Source organism: Spirillospora sp. CA-142024, from assembly GCF_050942325.1.
GTDB lineage: Bacteria > Actinomycetota > Actinomycetes > Streptosporangiales > Streptosporangiaceae > Spirillospora.
Window position 1 is genome coordinate 4,567,436 of the sequence record NZ_CP192077.1, and the last position, 18,881, is coordinate 4,586,316.

The following is an 18,881-nucleotide window of genomic DNA, read 5'->3' on the forward strand; positions in this document are numbered from 1 at the left end:
GGGCTATGCTCCGGCCATGCCGGAGGGACACACGATTCATCGTCTGGCCGTCGAGCATCAGCGGATGTTCGGCGGCCTTGCCGTTTCCGCTACGAGTCCGCAGGGGCGGTTCGCGGAGGGGGCGCGGTGGCTGGACGGGCGGGTGCTGTCGGTGGCGGATGCGCATGGCAAGCATCTGCTGCTGGGGTTCGATGACGACCGGACGTTGCATGTGCATTTGGGGATTTACGGCAAGTACGTGTTCGGGGTGGCGCCGGTTCCGGTTCCGGTGGGGTTGGTGCGGTTGCGGCTGGAGGGTGGCGGGCATTACGCGGATCTGCGTGGTCCCAATGTGTGTGAGCTGCTGGAGCCGGGGGATGTGAAGCTGCTGCGTGATCGGCTGGGGCCGGATCCGCTGCGGGGTGACGCGGATCCGGGGGTGGCGTGGCGGCGGATCAGCCGGTCGCGGGTTCCGGTGGCGGTGCTGTTGATGGATCAGTCGGTGGTGGCGGGGCCGGGGAACATCTACCGGGCGGAGGTGCTGTTCCGGCAGGGGATCGATCCGCGGTTGCCGGGGCGGCGGCTGTCGGCGGGGCAGTGGGCGGCGGTCTGGGACGATCTGGTGCTGTTGATGGGGGACGGTGTGCGGGCGGGGCGGATCGACACGGTGCGGGCGGAGCACATGCCGGAGGCGATGGGGCGTGCGCCGCGGGTGGACGGTCATGGCGGTGAGGTGTACGTGTACCGGCGTGCGGGGCAGCCGTGCCTGGTGTGCGGGTCGGTGGTGGCGGTGGCGGAGTTGGCGGGGCGGAATCTGTTCTGGTGTCCGGGGTGTCAGCCTGCGGCGGTGTAGGGGTCAGCGGGCTGGGTGTAGCGGTCGGCGAGGGCGCGGGCGGTGGCGGCGATCATGTCGCGGAGTTCGGGTGGGCCGAGGACTTCGACGTCGGCGCCGAGTTTGAGGAATTCGACGTGGGCGTGGCGGACGGATTCGATGGGGAGGGTGTGGTGGGTCCATCCGTCGGGGCCGGGTGTGGTGGCGCCTTCGAGGGCGGCGCGGGCCATGACGGGCGGGAGGAGGATCTGGGAGCGGGTGAGGCCGTCGGGGGAGAGTCTGACGGTGGCGTGTTCGCGGTAGGAGTCGGCTTCGAATCGTTCGGCGTAGGCGGCCCAGTAGGCGGCGAGGTCGAATCCTTCGGGGCGGTCGAAGCGGCCGGGCCGGACGGTGAGGCTGAGGACGCGTGAGATGCGGTAGGTGCGTGGTGGGTGCGGGGTGTCGTGGCCGGTGGGGCGGGCGATGAGGTACCAGGTGCCGGCCTTGAGGACGACGCCGAGGGGGTCGAGGGTGCGGGTGACCTGCTGGGGGCGTTGCCAGCGCCGGTAGAGGACGTCGATGGGGTGCTGGTTCCAGACGGCGTCGGCGATGGTGTGCAGGTGGGGGACCTGGTCGGGGGAGCGGAACCAGCCGGGTGCGTCGAGGTGGAAGCGTTCGCGGATGCGGGTGGCGCGTGAGCGCAGGTCGGGTGGGAGGGCGGCCATGAGTTTGAGTTCGGCGGCGAGGGCGTCGCCGAGTCCGAGCTGGGAGGCGGGGCCGGGGAGGGCGGAGAGGGTGAGGGATTCGGCTTCGGCGGCGGTGAGGCCGGTGAGCCTGGTGCGGTATCCGTTGAGGAGGCGGTAGCCGCCGTCGGGGCCGCGGTCGGCGTAGACGGGGACGCCGGCGGCGCTGAGGGATTCGACGTCGCGGTAGACGGTGCGGATGGAGACGTCGAGTTCGGTGGCGAGTTCGCGGGCGGTCATCCGTTCTCTGGTCTGCAGCAGGAGCAGCAGTGACAGGAGCCGGGTCGCGCGCATCGTCCCAGTGTGCCGGGTGCGGCCGGGTGGTGGTGGCCGGGGTGGTGGTGGCCGGGGTCAGCCGTGGAGGGCGTACTGCATGGGGCGGAATTTGGTGCGGGCTTCGGCGAGTTCGGCGTCGGGGTCGGAGTCGGCGACGATGCCGCAGCCGGCGAAGAGGCGGCCGCGGGTGCCGTCGATCTCGGCGCAGCGCAGGGCGATGCCCCATTCGCCGTCGCCGCGGGCGTCGACCCAGCCGACGGGGCCGGCGTAGCGGCCGCGGTCCATGCCTTCGAGTTCGCGGATGAGGTCCATGGCGGTGTCGGTGGGGGTTCCGCAGACGGCGGGGGTGGGGTGGAGGGCGGCGACGACGTCGAGGACGGAGCGGTCGGCGGCGAGGCGTCCGCGGAGGGGGGAGGCGAGGTGGAGGACGTTGGGGAGGGTGAGGAGTTCGGGCTCTGTGGGGACGGTGAGGTGTGCGCAGAGGGGGGTGAGGGCGTCGCGGACCATTTCGGCGGCGTAGCGGTGCTCTTCGCGGTCTTTGGCGGAGGCGAGGAGGCGGGCGGCGCGGGCCTGGTCGTCGGCGGGGGTGTCGCCGCGGGCGGTGGTGCCGGCGAGGACGAGGGATTCGATGTCGCCGCCGGTGCGGCGGATGAGGAGTTCGGGGGTGGCGCCGACCATGCCGGCGCAGGAGAAGGTGTAGCAGCCGGGGAAGCGTGCGGCGAGGCGGCTGAGCAGGACGCGGGCGTCGATGGGGGCGTCGGCGCGGACGGTGAGGTCGCGGGCGAGGACGACCTTGCCGAGGGAGCGGTGGCGGATGCGGTCGACGGCGGTGGCGACGGCGTGCTTCCAGGCGTGTTCGGGGAGGGCGCCGTCGCTCCAGTGCAGGCCGGTGGGGGGTTGGGGCGGGTTGGCGAGGGTGAGGGGGTCGGTGTCGTCGCCGATGGTGGTGAGCCAGGCGTGTCCGTCGCGGCGGCCGAGGATGCGGCGGGGGACGATGAGGGTGGAGTCGGGGGATTTGGGGTCGAAGCCGAAGGTGCCGAAGGCGACGGGTCCGGAGCCGGGGACGCCGACGGGGTCGTCGACGGCGGCGGCGCCGAACAGGTCGGTGAGCATGCGGGCGGCGGCGCCGAAGCGGTCGTCGCCGCCGGGGAGGGTGAGGCGGGCGGCTTCGCCCCAGCCGACGATTCCGTCGCCGTGGCGGATCCAGGCGAGCGCGGAGGGGTGCGGAAGCCGCGCGATGAGGTCGCCCGGGTCGGGGACCGGGACGGTGCGGACGGTGAGTCGGTCCGGTGCTGTCACGGCGAGCTTCACGTGAGCCACTGTACGACAGATTTGAACCTGTTCAAACGGGCGGGGTGGCGGTGGGTCGTGAGGTGTGCGCCACATGGGGCGGGGGCGGGGCTCGTCCGTGCTCATGCCCGCCGGTCCGGCGCCTATGCGCCGGGGGCGGCGGGGCGGGCCGGTCAGCCGGTGGGGCGTGGGCCGCGGGCGAGGTAGACGATGTCGGGTTCGCCGCGCGGCACGGGCACGGAGCGTGCCTGCACGTGGGTGAACCGGTCGCGCAGGAGCGCCTCGAACGCCGGTGCGGCGTTCGCGCTCCACACCGCGAGGACGCCGCGGGGGGTGAGCAGCGCGGTGAGGGCGTCCAGGCCGGTGGGGGCGTAGAGGCGGGCGTTGCCGGGGGTGACGGTCCAGTCGGGGCCGTTGTCGATGTCCAGGCACAGCGCGTCGAACGGGCCGGTGGCGGGTGAGGCGACGACGTCGAGGAGGTCGGCGGTCTGGACGGTGACGCGGGGGTCGTCCAGCGCGCCGCGGGACCAGGGCCTCAGCGCGGTGGCGTGCCAGGCGATGACGGCGGGTTCGCGTTCGACGACGGTGACGTGGGCGACGCCGGGGACGGTCAGCGCCTCGGCGAGGGAGAATCCGACGCCGAGTCCGCCGATGAGCAGCCGCGCCGGCTCGTCGAGCGCGCCGAGTTCGTCGATGGCGGCGCGGACCAGCAGCCGTTCGGACTCGCCGTTGCGGGTGTCCATCAGGAACACGCCGTTGCTGATGATCTCGTAGTGGGCGCCGTGGCGGCGCAGCACGAGTTCGCCGCCGGCGCCGGCGGCGCGTTCGATCACCACCGGTTCCCCGGCCGTCCCGGTCGCGTGTCCCATCCCCAGAACCCTAGCCGGGGCCGGGCGGGGGCTGGGCGGGGGAGGGCGGCGTCGGCTACGGTGCCGATCATGCCCGAGACTCATCGTTCCGGCGGGCTGCTGGCGGGGCGCCGGATCCTGGTCGTCGGCGCGGGGACGCGGCCGAGCGACGATCCCGCCGCGCCGGTCGGCAACGGCCGCGCCATCGCGGTCACCGCCGCGCGGGAGGGCGCGATGGTGGCGTGCGGGGACGTGGACGAGCACGCGGCGGGGGAGACCGCCGCGATGATCGCCGCGGAGGGCGGGCAGGCGTGCGTGGTCGTCGCCGACGTGACCGATCCGGCGTCGTGCGACCGGGTCGTGACGCAGGCCGCGGAGGGGCTCGGCGGGCTGGACGGGGTGGTGTTCAACGCCGGGATCGGGATCGGGTACGGGCTGGCGGGCACGGCGCTGGCCGACTGGGACCGTGTGCTGCAGGTGAACCTGCGGGCGCCGTTCCTGGTCGGCAAGGCCGCGATGCCGGCGCTGGACGCCGGCGGCGCGATGGTGTTCATCGGGTCGCTGGCGGGGACGAAGCCGGGTTCGCGGTCGCCGTCCTACGACGCGTCGAAGGCGGGGCTGACGGGGCTGGTGCGGCACATCGCGGCCGAGGGCGCGTCGCGCGGCGTCCGCGCGAACGTGGTGGCGCCCGGTCTGATCGACACCGTGATGGGGCGTGCCGCGTCGGCGGGCGGCGACGGTTCCCGCGACCAGGTGGCGCGGCTGATCCCGATGCACCGGCAGGGGACGGCGTGGGAGGTCGCAGACGTCGCGGTGTTCCTGCTGTCGGACCGTGCGTCCTATGTCACCGGGCAGGTCGTCCATGTGGACGGCGGCCTGTCCACACTGCGCTGAAACCGCACAGAGCTGAACAGGGGGCCTGCGATGGACGACGAGGTGGAGCTGCGGCCGGTCGCCGAGGAGGACCTTGCCGCGGTGGAGCGGCTGCGCAGCGATCCGGAGCTGTGCGGGCCGTTCCTGTGGGAGGGGTGGCACGACCCGCGCCGCTACCGGCGGCGGTGGGAGGAGAACCGGATGCTGGGCGAGGACCTGGGGAACCTGGCCGTCGCCGGCGGCGGCCGCTTCCTCGGCATCGTGTCCTACCACCGTGTCCCCACCACGGTGCGGGCGTGGTGCTGGAGCGTCGGCATCTCGCTGCTGCCCGAGGCGCGCGGGCGCGGCGCGGGAAGCCGCGCGCAGCGGCTTCTGGCCGAGTACCTGTTCGCGCACACCCTGGCCCACCGCGTGCAGGCCGAGACCGAGGTGGACAACATCGCCGAGCAGCGCGCGCTGGAGAAGGCCGGGTTCACTCGTGAGGGCGTCATGCGCGGCTACAGCTTCCGCGACGGCCGCTACCGCGACGAGGTGCTGTACAGCATCCTGCGCACCGAGGTGCTCCCGTAGCGGGAACACCTCTTCACCTCCCGGCGTTGCCGTGTAACGATGTAATCATCTGGGAGGTGCGATGATCCCCCACGGCAGCGACCCCCGTGAACACGAGCCCGGTGAACACGAGCCCGGTGAACAGGGCGGTGAGGGCGGGCCGCCGCTGGACGCCTACTCCCGCGTCGTGTCCGCCGTCGCCCGCGAGCTGACGCCGCGCGTGGCGGCGCTGCGCGTCCGGCACCGCCGCGGCGAGGGCACGGGGTCGGCCGTCGCGTTCACCGGCGACGGGTTCCTGCTCACCAACGCCCACGTCGTCGGGTCCGCGGCCGGCGGGCAGGCGGCGTTCGCCGACGGCTCCACCGGCGCGTTCACCGTGACCGGCACCGACCCGCTGTCGGACCTGGCCGTCGTCCGCGCCGACGGGCCCGTCCCCGACCCGGTCACCCTCGGCGACAGCGACGCCCTGGTCGTCGGGCAGCTCGTCGTCGCCGTCGGCAACCCGCTCGGCCTCGCCGGGTCCGTCACCGCGGGGGTCGTGTCGGCGCTCGGCCGGTCCCTGCCCACCTCGCAGCCGACGCGCACCGGCACCGCCGTCCGCGTCATCGAGGACGTCATCCAGACCGACGCCGCCCTCAACCCCGGCAACTCCGGCGGCGCGCTCGCCGACGCCCACGGCCGCGTCGTCGGCGTCAACACCGCGGTCGCCGGGATCGGGCTCGGCCTGGCCGTCCCCATCAACGCCACCACGCGCCGCATCATCGCCGCGCTGATCCGCGACGGCCGGGTCCGCCGCGCGTTCCTCGGCCTGGCCGCCGCGCCCGTCCCGGTGCCCGCCGCGCTGCGTGAACGCACCGGTCAGCGGGACGCGCTGCGCGTCGCCGAGGTGGTGCCCGGCAGCCCCGCCGACCGGGCCGGGCTGCGCCGCGGCGACCTGGTCCTCACCGCCGGGGGCGCACCGGTCTCCCAGGCCCAGTCCCTGCAGCGGCTCATGTTCGCCGAGGCGATCGGGCGGCCCCTGCCCATCACGGTGCTGCGCAACGGCGCCATGGTCGACGTCATCGCCGAACCCGTCGAGCTGGACGCCGAGCACGCCTGACACCCGTCCGGCACCTGCCCGGCGCCCGCCCGCCGGGCGTTCACGGGCCGTTCGTTCACGGGCCGCGGAACGTGGCGCGGTAGGCCGACGGCGACACCCCGACCGCGGTGTGCAGATGCTGCCGCAGCGACGCCGCCGTCCCGAACCCCGCCCGCTCGGCCACCCGGTCCACCGGCAGGTCGGTCTCCTCCAGCAGCCGCCGCGCCCGCTCCACCCGCTGCACCGTCAGCCACACCTGCGGGGACACGCCCGTCTCCTGCCGGAACCGGCGGGTGAACGTCCGCACGCTCATCGACGCCCGCGCCGCCATCCCCGCCAGCGTCACCGGCCGGTCCAGCCGCTCCAGCGCCCACGCCCGCGCCGCCCCGGTCGAGGTGTCCCGCGGCCCCGGCACCGGCAGCGCGATGAACTGGGCCTGCCCGCCCTCGCGGTGCGGCGGCACCACCGTGCGGCGCGCCACGTCCCCCGCGACCGCGGCGCCGTGATCGCGGCGGATCATGTGCAGGCACAGGTCGATGCCCGCCGCCTCCCCGGCCGAGGTCAGCACGTCCCCCGCGTCGACGAACAGCACGGCGGCGTCCACCTCCACGCCGGGGAACATCGCCGCGAACCGGCCGCACGACAGCCAGTGCGTCGTCGCCCGCCGCCCCTCCAGCAGTCCCGCCGCCGCCAGCACGAACGCGCCCGTGCACACCGACGCGACCCGCGTGCCCCGCCGGTGCGCCGCGGCCAGCGCCGCGGGCACCGGACCGCCCCCGGGGTACTCCTCGTCCAGCAGATGCGACGCCGGGACGATCACCGTGCCCGCCGTCTCCAGCGCCTCCAGCCCGTGCCCGACCGCCACCGCGAAATCGGCGTCCGCCCGCACGGCCCCCGGCTCCACCGCGCACGACACCACCTCGTACAGCGGTGCCCCGTCCGGTGCCCGGGCCTGCCCGAACAGCTGATGGACGATCCCGAGCTCCATCGGCAGCACACCCTCGCGCACCACCACCGCCACCCGATGCACCCCGGCCGCGCTCATGGCCCGATCCTTGCACATCTTGGCCCACCGGCCACTGCCCGCCGCCCGCCCGGCCCGGCAGCATCGAAGACCACGGACCGACGACACCGACACCGACGATCGACAAGGAGAAATCCGTGAACGTCCTGTGGCTCTTCGCCCACCCCGACGGCCGCTCCCTCAACGGCGCCCTCCGCGACCACGGCGCCGCCACCCTGCGCCGCGACGGCCACCACGTCCGCCACTCCGACCTGTACGCGATGGGCTGGAACCCGGTCGTCGGCCCCGCCGACTTCGGCCACGACCCCTCGGCGCGCCTCATCGTCGGCGCCGAATCGCAGCGCGCCCACGCCGCCGGAACGCTGGCCCCCGACATCCGCGCCGAACAGGACAAGGTCACCTGGGCGGACGCGCTGATCGTGCAGTTCCCGCTGTGGTGGTACGGGATGCCCGCCATCATGAAGGGCTGGTTCGACCGCGTCTTCGTCCAGGGCTTCGCGTTCGGCGTCACCGACGAGCGCGGCCGCACCCTGCGCTACGGCAACGGCGGCCTGGCCGGGCGCCGCGCCCTGGTCGTCACCACCGCCGGCGCGCGCCCCAGCGGCCTCGGGCCCCGCGGCGTCCACGGCGCGTCCGAGGACGTCCTGTTCCCCCTCCTGCACGGCACCCTCTTCTACACCGGCATGGACGTCCTGCCGCCCTTGGTCGTCACCGGCGCCGACCGCGCGACCGAAGCCGACCAGGCCGCGGCCGCCGCCGCCCTGGACGCCCGCCTGCACACCCTGCCCGCCGCCGCCCCCATCCCCTACCGCGCCGAACTCGGCGGCGACTACGACGACGACCTGGTCCTGCGCCCCGACCTGGCCCCTGGCCGCACGGGCCTCCACATCCACCGCCACCCCGCCCACCCGGCGGCCGGCGCCGCCTGACCACCGCGCTCACCTGGCGGCGAGGTGAGGCTCGGCACCCGGTGGCAGACGTCACGGGGGCGCGCGGACGCAGCGGACCGGACCGCCGGGCACCGCGTGTTCGCAGGGCACCGCGCCAGGACCGACACCGGACCGGCACCGGGCGGGTCCCGGCATGTGTCCGGCGCGGTCAGAGGATGGCCAGTTGCTCAGGCGGCGCGGCGGCGGGTGGCGGGGCGGCCGGGCGGTGGAGCGCGCGGTCGCCGATGCCGTACTTGACGGCCAGGTCGCGGACCCGACGGGAGATGTCCTCCTGGTACTCGCGGGGTGCGTAGGCGCGGCCGCGGTACAGGCGCGCGTAGGGGACGACCAGGCCCGGGTGGTGCTCGCGCAGCCACGCCAGGAACCATTCCCGGGCGCCCGGGCGCAGGTGCAGCGTGATCGCCGACACCGACGTGGCGCCCGCGTCGGCGATCTGCCGGACCGCCGCGTCCAGCTGGGCGGGGGAGTCCGACAGGTAGGGGATGACCGGGCCCATCAGCACGCCGCAGCCGATGCCCGCCTCGTTGAGCGCCGCGCACACCTCAAGGCGCCGCCGCGGCGGCGGGGTGCCCGGCTCCACCAGCCGCCACAGGTCCCGGTCGACCGAGCCGACCGACACCGCGGTGCTCACCCGGGTGCGGGCCGCCGCCTCCTGGAGCAGCGGCAGGTCGCGCAGGATCAGCGAGCCCTTGGTCAGGATCGAGAAGGGGTTCGCCGCGTCCGCCAGCGCAGAAAGGATCCCCGGCATCAGCCGGTACCGGCCCTCGGCGCGCTGGTAGCAGTCGACGTTGGTGCCCATCGCGATGTGCTCGCCCCGCCACCGCGGCGCCGCCAGCTCGGCCCGGACCCGCTCGGCGGCGTTCACCTTCACCACGATCCGCGAGTCGAAATCCGCACCCGAGTCCATGTCCAGATATTCGTGCGTTTTCCGGGCAAAGCAGTAAACGCATGCGTGGGAACAGCCCCGGTAGGGGTTGATCGTCCAGTGGAACGGGAGGCGGGACGCCTCCGGGACGCGGTTGACGACCGACTTGGCGCGCACCTCGTAGAACGTCATGCCGCGGAACTCCGGCGTGTCGAACGTGCGCGCCACGGCCCGCCGCTCGATCAGCGGCGGCTCGGGGCCGGTGTTGGCGTCCAGCCGCAGATGATCCCAGCGCACACCCGCCCCCTTCGAACACGTGAACGATAAAATCGTCCGGCCAGTATGGAACGCGTGTTCGAAGATCGCAAGGGAGGGATCGGACGAAACGGGACGGGGTGGGATCACACGGGCGGGGGTGTTTCGTACGTGGCACCGCGGCGCGTGCGTAACAATGGGCCGCTATGGCATGGCGATCCAGGACCCGGGCAGTGGCGGCGGCGTTGACGGCGGGGGCGGCGGCGGGCGCCCTCGCCGCCTGCGGCATCCCCGACCTCGGCACCGGCGGACGCGAGGCCGCGGGGCCCGTCCCGCCCGGCGCCAAGGCCGAGTGCCCGAAGATCGCCGAGCCCGGCGACTCCAAGGCGCGGCAGCTGCGCGGCATGTGGATCGCCACCGTCGGCAACACCGACTTCCCCAAGGCCGCGGCGGACAAGCAGAAGAAGGCCTACACCAGGCTGCTCGACACCGCCAGGGCGATGAACATGAACGCGGTGTTCGTGCAGATCCGCCCGAACTCCGACGCCTTCTACAACTCGCCGTACGAGCCGTGGTCGCAGTGGATCACCGGCACGCAGGGCAAGGACCCCGGCTACGACGTCCTGGCGTTCATGCTGAAGGAGGCCCACGCCCGCAACCTGGAATTCCACGCCTGGTTCAACCCCTACCGCGTGTCCCGCCAGGACGACGTGAAGAAACTGCCGGCCAAGAGCCCCGCCCGGCAGCACCCCGACTGGGTCCGCAAGTACGGCAAGGGACTGTGGTACGACCCGGGACTTCCGCAGGTCCGGGACCTGGCCACCAAGGCCGTCATGGACGTCGTCACCAAGTACGACATCGACGCCGTCCACTTCGACGACTACTTCTACCCCTACCCCGAGGACGGCGACTTCCCCGACGGCGCCACCTTCAAGACCTACGGCAAGGGCATGAAGAAGGCCGACTGGCGCCGCAAGAACGTCGACACCCTCGTCCAGTCCCTGTCGGGCAGGATCCACGCCGCCAAACCATGGGTGCAGTTCGGCATCAGCCCGTTCGGCGTGTGGCGCAACAAGAGCACCGACCCCGCCGGGTCCCGCACCAGCGCCCTGCAGAGCTACGACGACATCTACGCCGACACCCGCACCTGGATCAAGAAGGGGTGGCTCGACTACGTCACCCCCCAGCTGTACTGGCCGATCGGCGACCCCCGCGCCGACTACGCCGAACTCGCCTCCTGGTGGGCCGGCCAGGTCAAGGGCACCGGCGTCCAGCTGACCATCGGGCAGGCCGGCTACCGCGTCGGCGAGGACGCCACCTGGAAGAAACCCGCCGAACTGTCCCGCCACCTCACCCTGAACGCCAAATACCCGCAGATCCGCGGCGACGTGTTCTTCAGCGCCTCCGACATCGCCTCCGACCGCCGGGGATTCGCCTCCCGCATCCGCAAGGACCACTACGCCCGCCCCGCGATCCAGCCCGTCGTGGCCCGCCGCGGCGGCAAGGCGCCCCCGCCCGTCCAGGACACCACCGCCACACCCGCCACCGCCGACGCCGCGGGCGGCAAGGGCGTCAAAGGCGTGAAGGGCGTCAAGGTCACCTGGCGGCCGTCCCAGGGCGCCACCTCCTACGGCGTCTACCGGGTGGACGGCGAGCACCCCGGCTGCGCCCCCGCCGACCCCGCCCGCCTCATCGCCGACGTCCGCGGCGGCGGCATCATCGACCCCGCCGCCAAACCCGGCCGCGCCTACACCTACTACGTCACCGCCCTCGACCGGCTCCACCACGAGAGCCGGCCCGCACGCGGCGCAACGGTCACCGCACCCGAGGGATAATGATCATGATCCGTGGGGAGGAACCAGACACCTGACCACCCCCCGGAGGTATGAAGCATGGCGCTGTCGATGGAGGAGCAGCGGATCCTCACGCAGATCGAGGTCCGCCTGAGCGAGGACGACCCGCGGCTGGCGCACCGCCTCGCACGGCTCGGCACCCCACGCGGCCGCCGCGCCCGCACCATCGCGCTCGCAGCGGCCGCCGTCCTCGTCGTCCTCGCCGCGATCGGCGCCGGCATCGCGGCCGCCGCGCTCTGACACCCGCCCCCGCACACACCCGCCACCCGCCGGGACGACCCCGGACACGCGAACGCCGAGACCCCGGCGAGACGAACTCGCCGGGGCCTCGGCGTTCAAGCCGGTGTGGTGGTCGCCTCACGGCGAAAGGCACAACGAAGCTCCAGCCCGGACCGCATGGGACCGGCGGTATTCCCCGAAGGCGTCAATTAGAGCCCGGGGGACACATGCCACACCGACCCGTCCACTGTAACGGCTCCCCGCGGGTGCCTCCTCCACCGCCACCCCGCATGTGGCGTTCACCTCACCCCGGAGTGAGGGTTGCCCTACGCCCGTGCACCACCCCGCCGGGCGGCGCGTCACTGAATATGAGTCGAAAGCGGGGAATGCCGAACACCGGCCGCCGGCACGGGGACCGCCGCCACGGCCACAAGCCCACGGCACCCCCGCACACCGACCGCGACGAGGGAACGCGGCACATCACCAGGCCGCCGACCCGCGCAACACCGCCAGAGGGTGAGGAGACGGCGAAGTGCACACCACGGGGACCGGGACCACACGACCCGCGGACAGAAGAACGGACAGCGGCGCGGACGGGGGCACGGACAGGGGGACCGACGCCGCACCGGGCGGCACCGGAACAGGCGGCGACCGCGCCGCGGGCGCCGCCGCGGCGGCCTGGGAACTCGACGCCGATCCCCGGGCCGCGTCCCGCGCCCGCGCGCTCACCACCCGGACACTGCGGCGATGGCACGTCACCGACACCGCGGACGTCGACGACATCGTCCTCATCGTGGACGAGCTCGTCACCAACGCCGTCGTGCACGGCACCGGACCCGTCCACCTCACCCTGCGCCTGGACCGTGCGCGGCTCACCGGCGAGGTCGGTGACGGCGCCGACGCCGCACCCGGCGTCCCCGCCGGGCCGCCGCCCGTCCTGGACTGGTCCGAGGCCGGCCGCGGGCTGCTCCTCGTCGCCGCCCTCGCCACCGAGTTCGGCGCCCGCCCCGCACCCTCCGGCAAGACCGTCTGGTTCACCCGCAGCCTCAGCCCCCCGGCCGCCGTCCCCGGCGCCGGCGGGAACGGCGCCGTGTGGTCCTGAGAGGCCGTGCCGTTCTCAAGAACCGGCCGGGTCAGGCCTGCAGGGGGCAGCGGTCCACGATCCACACCTCCTCGTCGTCACCCGAAAGTGGCAGCGGCGGCTCGTCGGACAGACGGTCCAGATGCCACTCGATGTGCGCGAGGGGGCCGCGCCACCCCGCCAGCAGGTCCGCCAGCGGACGCGGCGGGCCCGGCGGGCCGTAGGGGCGCGGGTCGGGCAGCTCCGCCTCCCACAGCGCGTCGTCGCAGTCGGCCGCCCAATGGCCCACCGCCTCCAGCACCTCCTGCAGATCACACGCGAGATCGCCCAGCGACCGCAGCGCCATCGCGTCCTGGATCATCCGCTCCCGCGCGTCGAAGGGCATCTCCCGCCCGAAATCCGCCGGGAAAGGCGGCGGCCGCCCCGCCAGGACCGGCTCCTCACCGGTCGCCGCCGACCGGATCGCCGCCGCCTGCCACCGCGTCCACTCCGCCAGATGCCCCAGCACCCCCCGCAGCGCCGCGGCCCCCGCACCACTTCCGCCGGCACCGGCGCCGCGCGGGCCCGGGGTGCGGACCTCCGCGGCCGCGTCGCGCAGCCGGGACCGCACGAACTCCAGCCGGTCCAGCGTCCACGCCCGGGCCCGCGCCGCGCCCGCCGGGCCGCGCGGCCCCGGCTCGGCCGGGGGACGCGGCATCGGCACCCGCAGCGCCGCCAGCAGCTCGTCCAGATCGCGGACCTCCGCGCCCCGCCCCGACAGGAACGCCGCGCCGATCCGGTCCAGCCGGAACATCCGCGGACCGTCCCGCATCCGGCACCACCCCACCAGGTACTCCCCGTAGGGGGCGACGACCAGGCCGTGCGCCTCCACGTCACGGAAGCTGCGGGCCCCCGCCTGATCGGTGTAGGCGAGCCGGACGACCCGGCGGGCGCGGACCGCCTCGGCGAGGGTGTCGTGCACCGGGCCCATCAGCGACCCCGCCTCGCTCAGCGGCTCGGGCTCCGGCGGCTCGGTCAGGGCGTACCCGCGGCCCTTGTCCGCCCGCACCGGCAGCCCGCCGTGCGCCAGCAGGTCCAGGTCGCGGCGGACGGTCCGCTCGCTGACGCCCAGCCGCGCCGCGAGCACGGCCGGGTCCAGCGGCTCGGGGGAGGCCGCGCGCAGCTCCGCGACGAGCGCCAGCAGCCGGTCTACGCGATCCACGCCCTCCATCGTGACCCCGCCCACCGACATTCCGCCGCCCGGCAGGGGCCCAAATCCCCTGCGGGCAAGGGAAATCGGGCCCCGTGGGCGCGCGGGGTCAGCGGCCCGACAGCTCCGCCGCCAGCCCCTCGAAGTCGGCCGCCGTCAGCGACAGCGCGCTGCCGATCGCCTGCGTCGCCTCCGCGCTGCCCAGATGCCGGGTCGCCGCCCGGTCCAGGTACGCCTCCACCAGCCGCGCACCCGTCAGCCGCCCGCGCGGGCGCAGCGCGCCGACCTCCCGGTTCACCACCGCCCACGCGTCCGACCCGAGCCGCAGGCTGCGCTCCTCGGCCAGCAGCCGCACCAGCGCCGCGCGCGCATCGGCGACCGCCAGGTCCGGCAGCCGCACCGCACGCAGATCCGTCACCAGCTCCGGCGACGCCGCCGACAGCTCCCCGACACGGTCCGGCTCGCACGTCGCCAGCAGCGCGGTGTCGTTCACGCCCTCCAGCCGCGTCCGGTACAGCACGGAGGCGTACGCCGCGCCCTGCGACTCGTCCAGGATCAGCCCGTCCAGGCCGTCCAGCAGCAGCACATGGCCCGCGTGCTCCTCCAGCGCGGCGCGCAGCCCGTCGGGGCCGTGCTCGCGCAGGTCCTCGGCGTGGACGGCGTGCAGTTCGCCGCTGGAGGCCTCCACCTCCGCCAGCGCGCGCGCCACCATCCGGGCCAGCCGCCGCTGCCCGCTGGACGGCGCCCCGATCAGCAGCAGCGCCGGCGCCGACGCGCTCGACACCTGCTGCCCGCGCAGCCGCCGCGCCCACTTGCCGCGCCGCCGCACCTCGGTGACGACGCGTTCGATGTCGTCGGCGCCGCACAGGAACCGGATCCCGTACGCCTCGGCGACCTGCGGGCTCTGCTCGGGGACGGGCGCGGGCGGCGTCGGGGGAGGCGGCTCGGGCACCGGCGCCGGCGGCGGCGGAAGGTCGGCGTGCGGTGCCGGGGCCGGGGCGGGCGGCGCCGCCGGGGCGTCCGCACCCGGCCACGCCGGGCCGGGATCGGGGGCGGGGCCGCGGGGGGCGCGGACCGGGCCGGGGTCCAGCTGCGTCTCCTGCGGATCCGACGGCCACACCGGCTCGGGCGCCGGATGCGGGACCGGGGCGGGGCCCGGCTGCGGCCACGCCGGCGGCTCCGGTACGGGAGCCGGTGCGGGGGCCGGAGCGTGCGGCTCCGCGGCCGCAGGGCCCGGGACCGGCGGCGCGGGAGCCGGCGCCGGGGGCGGAGGGATCCGCGGGGGCGGCGCAACCGAGGCGAACGGGTCCGCGGGAGCGGCCGGCGGCGGCGGAGCCGCGGCCTCGTGGTGGGCCTGCTCGTAGCGGGGCTGGTCGTTGCGGTGCTGCTCGTAGTGGGGCTGTTCACCCCGCGGTGGTGGCGGCGGTTCCGGTGCGGCCGGCGGCGGCACCGGCGGGGCGGCCGGGGGAGGGGCGGGCGCGACCGCGGGCGGCGGGCCCGGGGCGTCCTGCGTCGGCTCGGGCACCGGCGCGACAGGCTGGTCGGTGCCGGAGGTGGCGCGCTCGGCGGCCATGTGGGCGCGGGCGGCCTTGATGATGTCCCACGCCGACAGCTCGTCGGTGGACGGCGGAGTGTGCATCGCCGGGGACGTCAGCTCCGCCGCGACCGCCTGCGGCACCGCGAACCCCGTCGCCGGCGGCGGCACCTGCGCCAGCCGGCACCATGTCAGCCCGAGGGTGTAGGTGGCGGACAGCAGCGCCGCCAGGGCGTCGGGGTCGTCGCTGCGCAGGGCGTCGGGGAGCCGGCCGTCGCGCGGCCACAGCGACCGCAGCGGGTTCGCCGGGTCGGCCAGCACCGCCTGCAGCGTCCGGGCGCTGTCGGTGTCCAGCCAGCGCTGCAGTGCGGGCAGCGCGCCCGGCGCGGCCTGAAGGTCGGCGGCCAGCACCGCGATCCCGGCGCGGCGGACCTCGTCGTGGCCGCGGCCGGTGGCGGCCGGGCGCGGCCCGGTCAGCCCGGCGACGATCTCCTGCAGGTCGTACAGGGCCAGGCGCAGGTACTCGCCGGGCGCGGTGTCGCGGACCATCGGGGTGGCGAACTCGGCGGGGCAGCGGCGCCGCCATTCCTGCAGGATCGCGTCGGGCCCGTACCGGACGGTGGCCATGTCCTGGTTGACCATCCGCAGCGACGCAGCCGTCACCGCGGCCAGGGCGTCGGCGCCGGGCCGGAACCGGGGGTCGGCCTGCAGCCCGGCCGCGACCTCGTACATGACGCGGGCGATGTGGGCGGCGCCGCCGCCGTCCCCCGCGCCGAGCCGGTGGACGTAGTAGCCGGCCAGGGTGCCGAAGTCGGGCGGCATCATCCAGTGCAGCTGGTCGGCCGACGTCGTCAGGAACGGGATGAACGACTCGATCAGGGGGTGCTCGGTCAGCACGACCGGGGATCCGGCGCACCACAGCAGCGCGCCCCACGCGGCGGCGACGGTGCTGGGCGTGCCCGGCTGGAACATGGGGTCGCGCTGGGCGAACTGCTGCGGGTTGACCGCGAGGGCGGTGGTGAGGGCCTGGGAGATGCGGGCGACGACGGCGGTGTCGGGCACGGGCCCGAGGAACCCCAGCGGCGCGACCCGCCCGGCGGCGAGGTCGGGGCCGGTCGGGAACAGCTGCGGCGGGACCGGCGGGGTCCCGGCGCCCTGCGGCGCGGGGACCGCGACGCGGCGGTCCTCGGGCTGCGCGGGCGGCGGGCAGGGGTGCCAGGTGCCGTCCAGCCCGCACCGGTACCAGCGTCCCCACGCGCCGTAGAGCCACCATTCGCCGGCGCCCCACAGCATCCGCGCGGCGACCTGGGCGGCGCGGTCGGCGGGCTGGGCCGTCTGCCACCACGGTGAGGCCACCAGCTCGCGCACGTTGCCCTCGACCGAGGCGAACAGGTCGCCGCCCGGGCCGCCTCCGGTTCCGCCGGGCCCCGCCCCGGCCGCCTGCCAGCTCATCACGCGAATAGTAGTCCCAGTGGGCGGTCCGTCCGGCATCGCGTGAGTTACGGGCGGGTAGCCCCGCCATCGACGTGTAAGCACCGTTATGGCAGGATGCTCCTTAGCCTGCCGTGCGGCGGGCCGCCGCGTGAACGGGTGCGACGAACGGGGGGCACGATGGACGGCGCCGCACGGACCCGCGCCTGGGGCCTCGGCCTGGCGCTGTTCTCCTCGGTGTGCTTCGGCGCGTCCGGGCCGTTCGGCAAGGCCCTCATCGAGGCCGGGCTCGGCCCCCTGCAGGCGGTGTGGCTGCGGATCGCGGTGGCGGCGGCGGTCCTGGTCCCGCTCGCACTGGCGCTGCGGGGCGCCTCGGCCGCCCGCGCGCTGCGCCCCCACCTGCGGTCGGTCGCCGTCTACGGGCTGGCCGGCGTCGCCGGCTGCCAGGCGTTCTACTTCGTGGCCGCTTCCCGGCTGCCGGTCGGCGTGGCGATCCTGCTGGAGTTCGCCGGCCCCGTCATCGTGCTCGGCTGGCTGCGGCTGGTCCGCCGCGCCCCCGTGCACCGCGGCGCCGCCGCCGGCGTCGCGATCGCCATGACCGGCCTCGCGCTGGTGGTGCAGGTGTGGTCGGGCCTGTCGCTGGACCCGGTCGGGCTGGCCGCCGGGCTCGGCGCCGCCGCCTGCCAGGCGTCCTACTTCCTCATCGTCGACCGCCTCACCGGGCAGGTCGACCCCCTCGTCATCACCTCCGCCGGCAGCGTCGTCGCCGCCGCCGTCCTCACCGTGTTCGCCGCCCCGTGGGCGCTGCCGTGGGACGTGCTGCCCGCGCACGTCCCCGTCGCCGGGCACACCGCGCCCGGCTGGGCCCTGGTCGCCTGGATCGGGATCGTCAGCACCGTCATCGCCTACCTCACCGGTGTCGCCGGCCTGCAACGGCTGTCGGCGCAGGTCGGCGGCGCCATCTGCTACACCGAGGCCGTCGCCGCCGCCCTCATCGCCTGGGCCGCGCTCGGCGAGCGCCTCACCCCCGTCCAGATGACCGGCGGCGCGATCGTGCTGGCCGGCGCCTACATCGCCCAGCGAGCCGCCGCCACCCGGCCGGGCACGGCTCCGCCGGCGGGCCGCACCACAGCGGACGCGACAGAGGACAAAGCAGGGGCCACAGCAGGGGACGCGCCGGTGAGGCCGCGGCGGCGCTGGGGCGGTGACCGCCCCGCCGCCCCGGCCGCCGACCAGGTCTGAGCGGTCCCGTCCGAACCGGCTCAGGCGTTCTCGCCGCGGAACCGGCGGACGCCCAGCGCCACCGACACCACCAGCAGCACCACCGCCACCAGCGCGCCCTCGGCGACCGCCGCGGACGAGAAGTCGCCGAGGAACGCCGCCCGCGCCGCGTCCACCACGTAACGCAACGGCGTGAACCGCGACACCACGTCCAGCCAGCCCGGCGCCAGGCTCATCGGCAGCAGGATCCCCGACAGCAGCATCAGCGGCAGCGTCACCGCCGACAGCAGCGGAGCGAAAGCGTCCTCGCTGCGCGTCCTCATCGCCAGCACATACGACAGGGACGCCACGCTCACCGCGAGCGACACCACCAGCAGCAGCCCGACGGCGATCCCGCCGGCCGGGGCCCGCAGCCCCAGCGCCAGCCCGACCGCCACCAGCGCCACCCCCTGGAACACCACGACGGCGGTGTCGCGCAGCACCCGCCCCAGCAGCAGCGCGGTGCGGCTCACCGGGGTGACGCGCAGCCGCTCCACCACCCCCGACCGCAGGTCGGCGATCAGCCCGAACCCGACGAACCCGGCGCCGAACAGCGCGAGCTGGATCAGCACCCCGGGCACGAACACCTGCCAGGCGTTGCCCGCGCCGAACCCCCGGACGTCGACCAGCTCCGACAGCAGCGGCCCGAACAGCACCAGGTACACCAGCGGCTGCATCGCGCCGAACACCACCGCGACCTTGCTGCGCAGCGTCTGCCGCATGTGCCGCAGGAAGATCAGCCGCGTGTCGGACACGGTCCGTGCGAGAGACAT

The 18,881-nt window shown here is 75.1% G+C and carries 17 protein-coding genes; 9 read left to right on the plus strand and 8 right to left on the minus strand.

The features are described 5' to 3' along the window. Positions 1-16: 16 nt before the first annotated feature. On the plus strand, positions 17-832 hold the full coding sequence (locus ACQPZP_RS21945) for an Fpg/Nei family DNA glycosylase (protein ID WP_433479464.1): 816 nt from the start codon (positions 17-19) through the stop codon (positions 830-832). Here the strand turns inward: ACQPZP_RS21945 and ACQPZP_RS21950 are convergent. The 3 genes from ACQPZP_RS21950 to ACQPZP_RS21960 form a co-directional block, all read right to left on the minus strand. Beyond that, positions 814-1,827, minus strand: coding sequence for a helix-turn-helix transcriptional regulator (locus tag ACQPZP_RS21950; protein WP_433479465.1), 1,014 nt, complete (start codon positions 1,825-1,827; stop codon positions 814-816). The two genes, ACQPZP_RS21945 and ACQPZP_RS21950, sit on opposite strands and share 19 nt — an antisense overlap. A 57-nt stretch (positions 1,828-1,884) precedes the next feature. Beyond that, positions 1,885-3,120 (minus strand): isochorismate synthase, encoded by a 1,236-nt coding sequence (locus ACQPZP_RS21955; RefSeq protein WP_433479466.1) that lies wholly within the window; start codon positions 3,118-3,120, stop codon positions 1,885-1,887. Between the two features lie 152 nt (positions 3,121-3,272). Continuing rightward, positions 3,273-3,968 (minus strand): spermidine synthase, encoded by a 696-nt coding sequence (locus ACQPZP_RS21960; RefSeq protein WP_433479467.1) that lies wholly within the window; start codon positions 3,966-3,968, stop codon positions 3,273-3,275. Between the two features lie 69 nt (positions 3,969-4,037). Between ACQPZP_RS21960 and ACQPZP_RS21965 the strand changes: the two genes are divergently transcribed. From ACQPZP_RS21965 to ACQPZP_RS21975, 3 genes are all read left to right on the plus strand, one after another. After that, positions 4,038-4,841, plus strand: a complete 804-nt coding sequence (locus tag ACQPZP_RS21965; RefSeq protein WP_433479468.1) for an SDR family NAD(P)-dependent oxidoreductase — start codon at positions 4,038-4,040, stop codon at positions 4,839-4,841. A 30-nt stretch (positions 4,842-4,871) separates the two neighbouring features. Beyond that, positions 4,872-5,390 carry a GNAT family N-acetyltransferase gene (locus tag ACQPZP_RS21970; protein ID WP_433469733.1) on the plus strand — a complete coding sequence of 173 codons (519 nt, stop codon included), beginning with the start codon at positions 4,872-4,874 and terminating at the stop codon, positions 5,388-5,390. A 61-nt stretch (positions 5,391-5,451) separates the two neighbouring features. Further along, positions 5,452-6,468 (plus strand): S1C family serine protease, encoded by a 1,017-nt coding sequence (locus tag ACQPZP_RS21975; protein WP_433479469.1) that lies wholly within the window; start codon positions 5,452-5,454, stop codon positions 6,466-6,468. Positions 6,469-6,523: 55 nt separating this feature from the next. Here the strand turns inward: ACQPZP_RS21975 and ACQPZP_RS21980 are convergent, their stop codons facing one another. Then, entirely contained in the window at positions 6,524-7,492 is a 969-nt protein-coding gene (locus ACQPZP_RS21980; RefSeq protein ID WP_433479470.1) for a GlxA family transcriptional regulator, read from the minus strand. A 116-nt stretch (positions 7,493-7,608) separates the two neighbouring features. Here ACQPZP_RS21980 and ACQPZP_RS21985 point away from each other — a divergent pair, with 116 nt between their 5' ends. Next, positions 7,609-8,400 carry an NAD(P)H-dependent oxidoreductase gene (locus ACQPZP_RS21985; protein ID WP_433479471.1) on the plus strand — a complete coding sequence of 264 codons (792 nt, stop codon included), beginning with the start codon at positions 7,609-7,611 and terminating at the stop codon, positions 8,398-8,400. 169 nt (positions 8,401-8,569) lie between these two features. Here ACQPZP_RS21985 and ACQPZP_RS21990 read toward each other — a convergent pair whose 3' ends face one another. Further along, positions 8,570-9,583, minus strand: a complete 1,014-nt coding sequence (locus ACQPZP_RS21990; RefSeq protein WP_433479472.1) for an Rv2578c family radical SAM protein — start codon at positions 9,581-9,583, stop codon at positions 8,570-8,572. A 191-nt stretch (positions 9,584-9,774) separates the two neighbouring features. Between ACQPZP_RS21990 and ACQPZP_RS21995 the strand changes: the two genes are divergently transcribed. The 3 genes from ACQPZP_RS21995 (at position 9,775) to ACQPZP_RS22005 (ending at position 12,715) form a co-directional block, all read left to right on the plus strand. Then, complete coding sequence (locus tag ACQPZP_RS21995) at positions 9,775-11,376, plus strand: family 10 glycosylhydrolase (RefSeq protein WP_433479473.1); 1,602 nt, start codon at positions 9,775-9,777, stop codon at positions 11,374-11,376. A 57-nt stretch (positions 11,377-11,433) separates the two neighbouring features. Further along, positions 11,434-11,634 carry a DUF3040 domain-containing protein gene (locus ACQPZP_RS22000; RefSeq protein WP_433469739.1) on the plus strand — a complete coding sequence of 67 codons (201 nt, stop codon included), beginning with the start codon at positions 11,434-11,436 and terminating at the stop codon, positions 11,632-11,634. A gap of 511 nt (positions 11,635-12,145) precedes the next feature. Then, complete coding sequence (locus tag ACQPZP_RS22005; RefSeq protein ID WP_433479474.1) at positions 12,146-12,715, plus strand: ATP-binding protein; 570 nt, start codon at positions 12,146-12,148, stop codon at positions 12,713-12,715. 31 nt (positions 12,716-12,746) lie between these two features. On the opposite strand, the gene ACQPZP_RS22010 is transcribed toward ACQPZP_RS22005, so the two are convergent. Both ACQPZP_RS22010 and ACQPZP_RS22015 read right to left on the minus strand, forming a co-directional pair. After that, a complete protein-coding gene (locus ACQPZP_RS22010; RefSeq protein WP_433479475.1) occupies positions 12,747-13,895 on the minus strand; it encodes a helix-turn-helix transcriptional regulator in 1,149 nt (382 codons plus the stop codon). 97 nt (positions 13,896-13,992) lie between these two features. After that, entirely contained in the window at positions 13,993-16,869 is a 2,877-nt protein-coding gene (locus ACQPZP_RS22015; RefSeq protein ID WP_433479476.1) for a hypothetical protein, read from the minus strand. A gap of 159 nt (positions 16,870-17,028) precedes the next feature. Between ACQPZP_RS22015 and ACQPZP_RS22020 the strand changes: the two genes are divergently transcribed. Next, complete coding sequence (locus tag ACQPZP_RS22020) at positions 17,029-18,090, plus strand: EamA family transporter (RefSeq protein WP_433479477.1); 1,062 nt, start codon at positions 17,029-17,031, stop codon at positions 18,088-18,090. 20 nt (positions 18,091-18,110) lie between these two features. Here the strand turns inward: ACQPZP_RS22020 and ACQPZP_RS22025 are convergent, their stop codons facing one another. After that, complete coding sequence (locus ACQPZP_RS22025; protein ID WP_433479478.1) at positions 18,111-18,881, minus strand: ABC transporter permease; 771 nt, start codon at positions 18,879-18,881, stop codon at positions 18,111-18,113.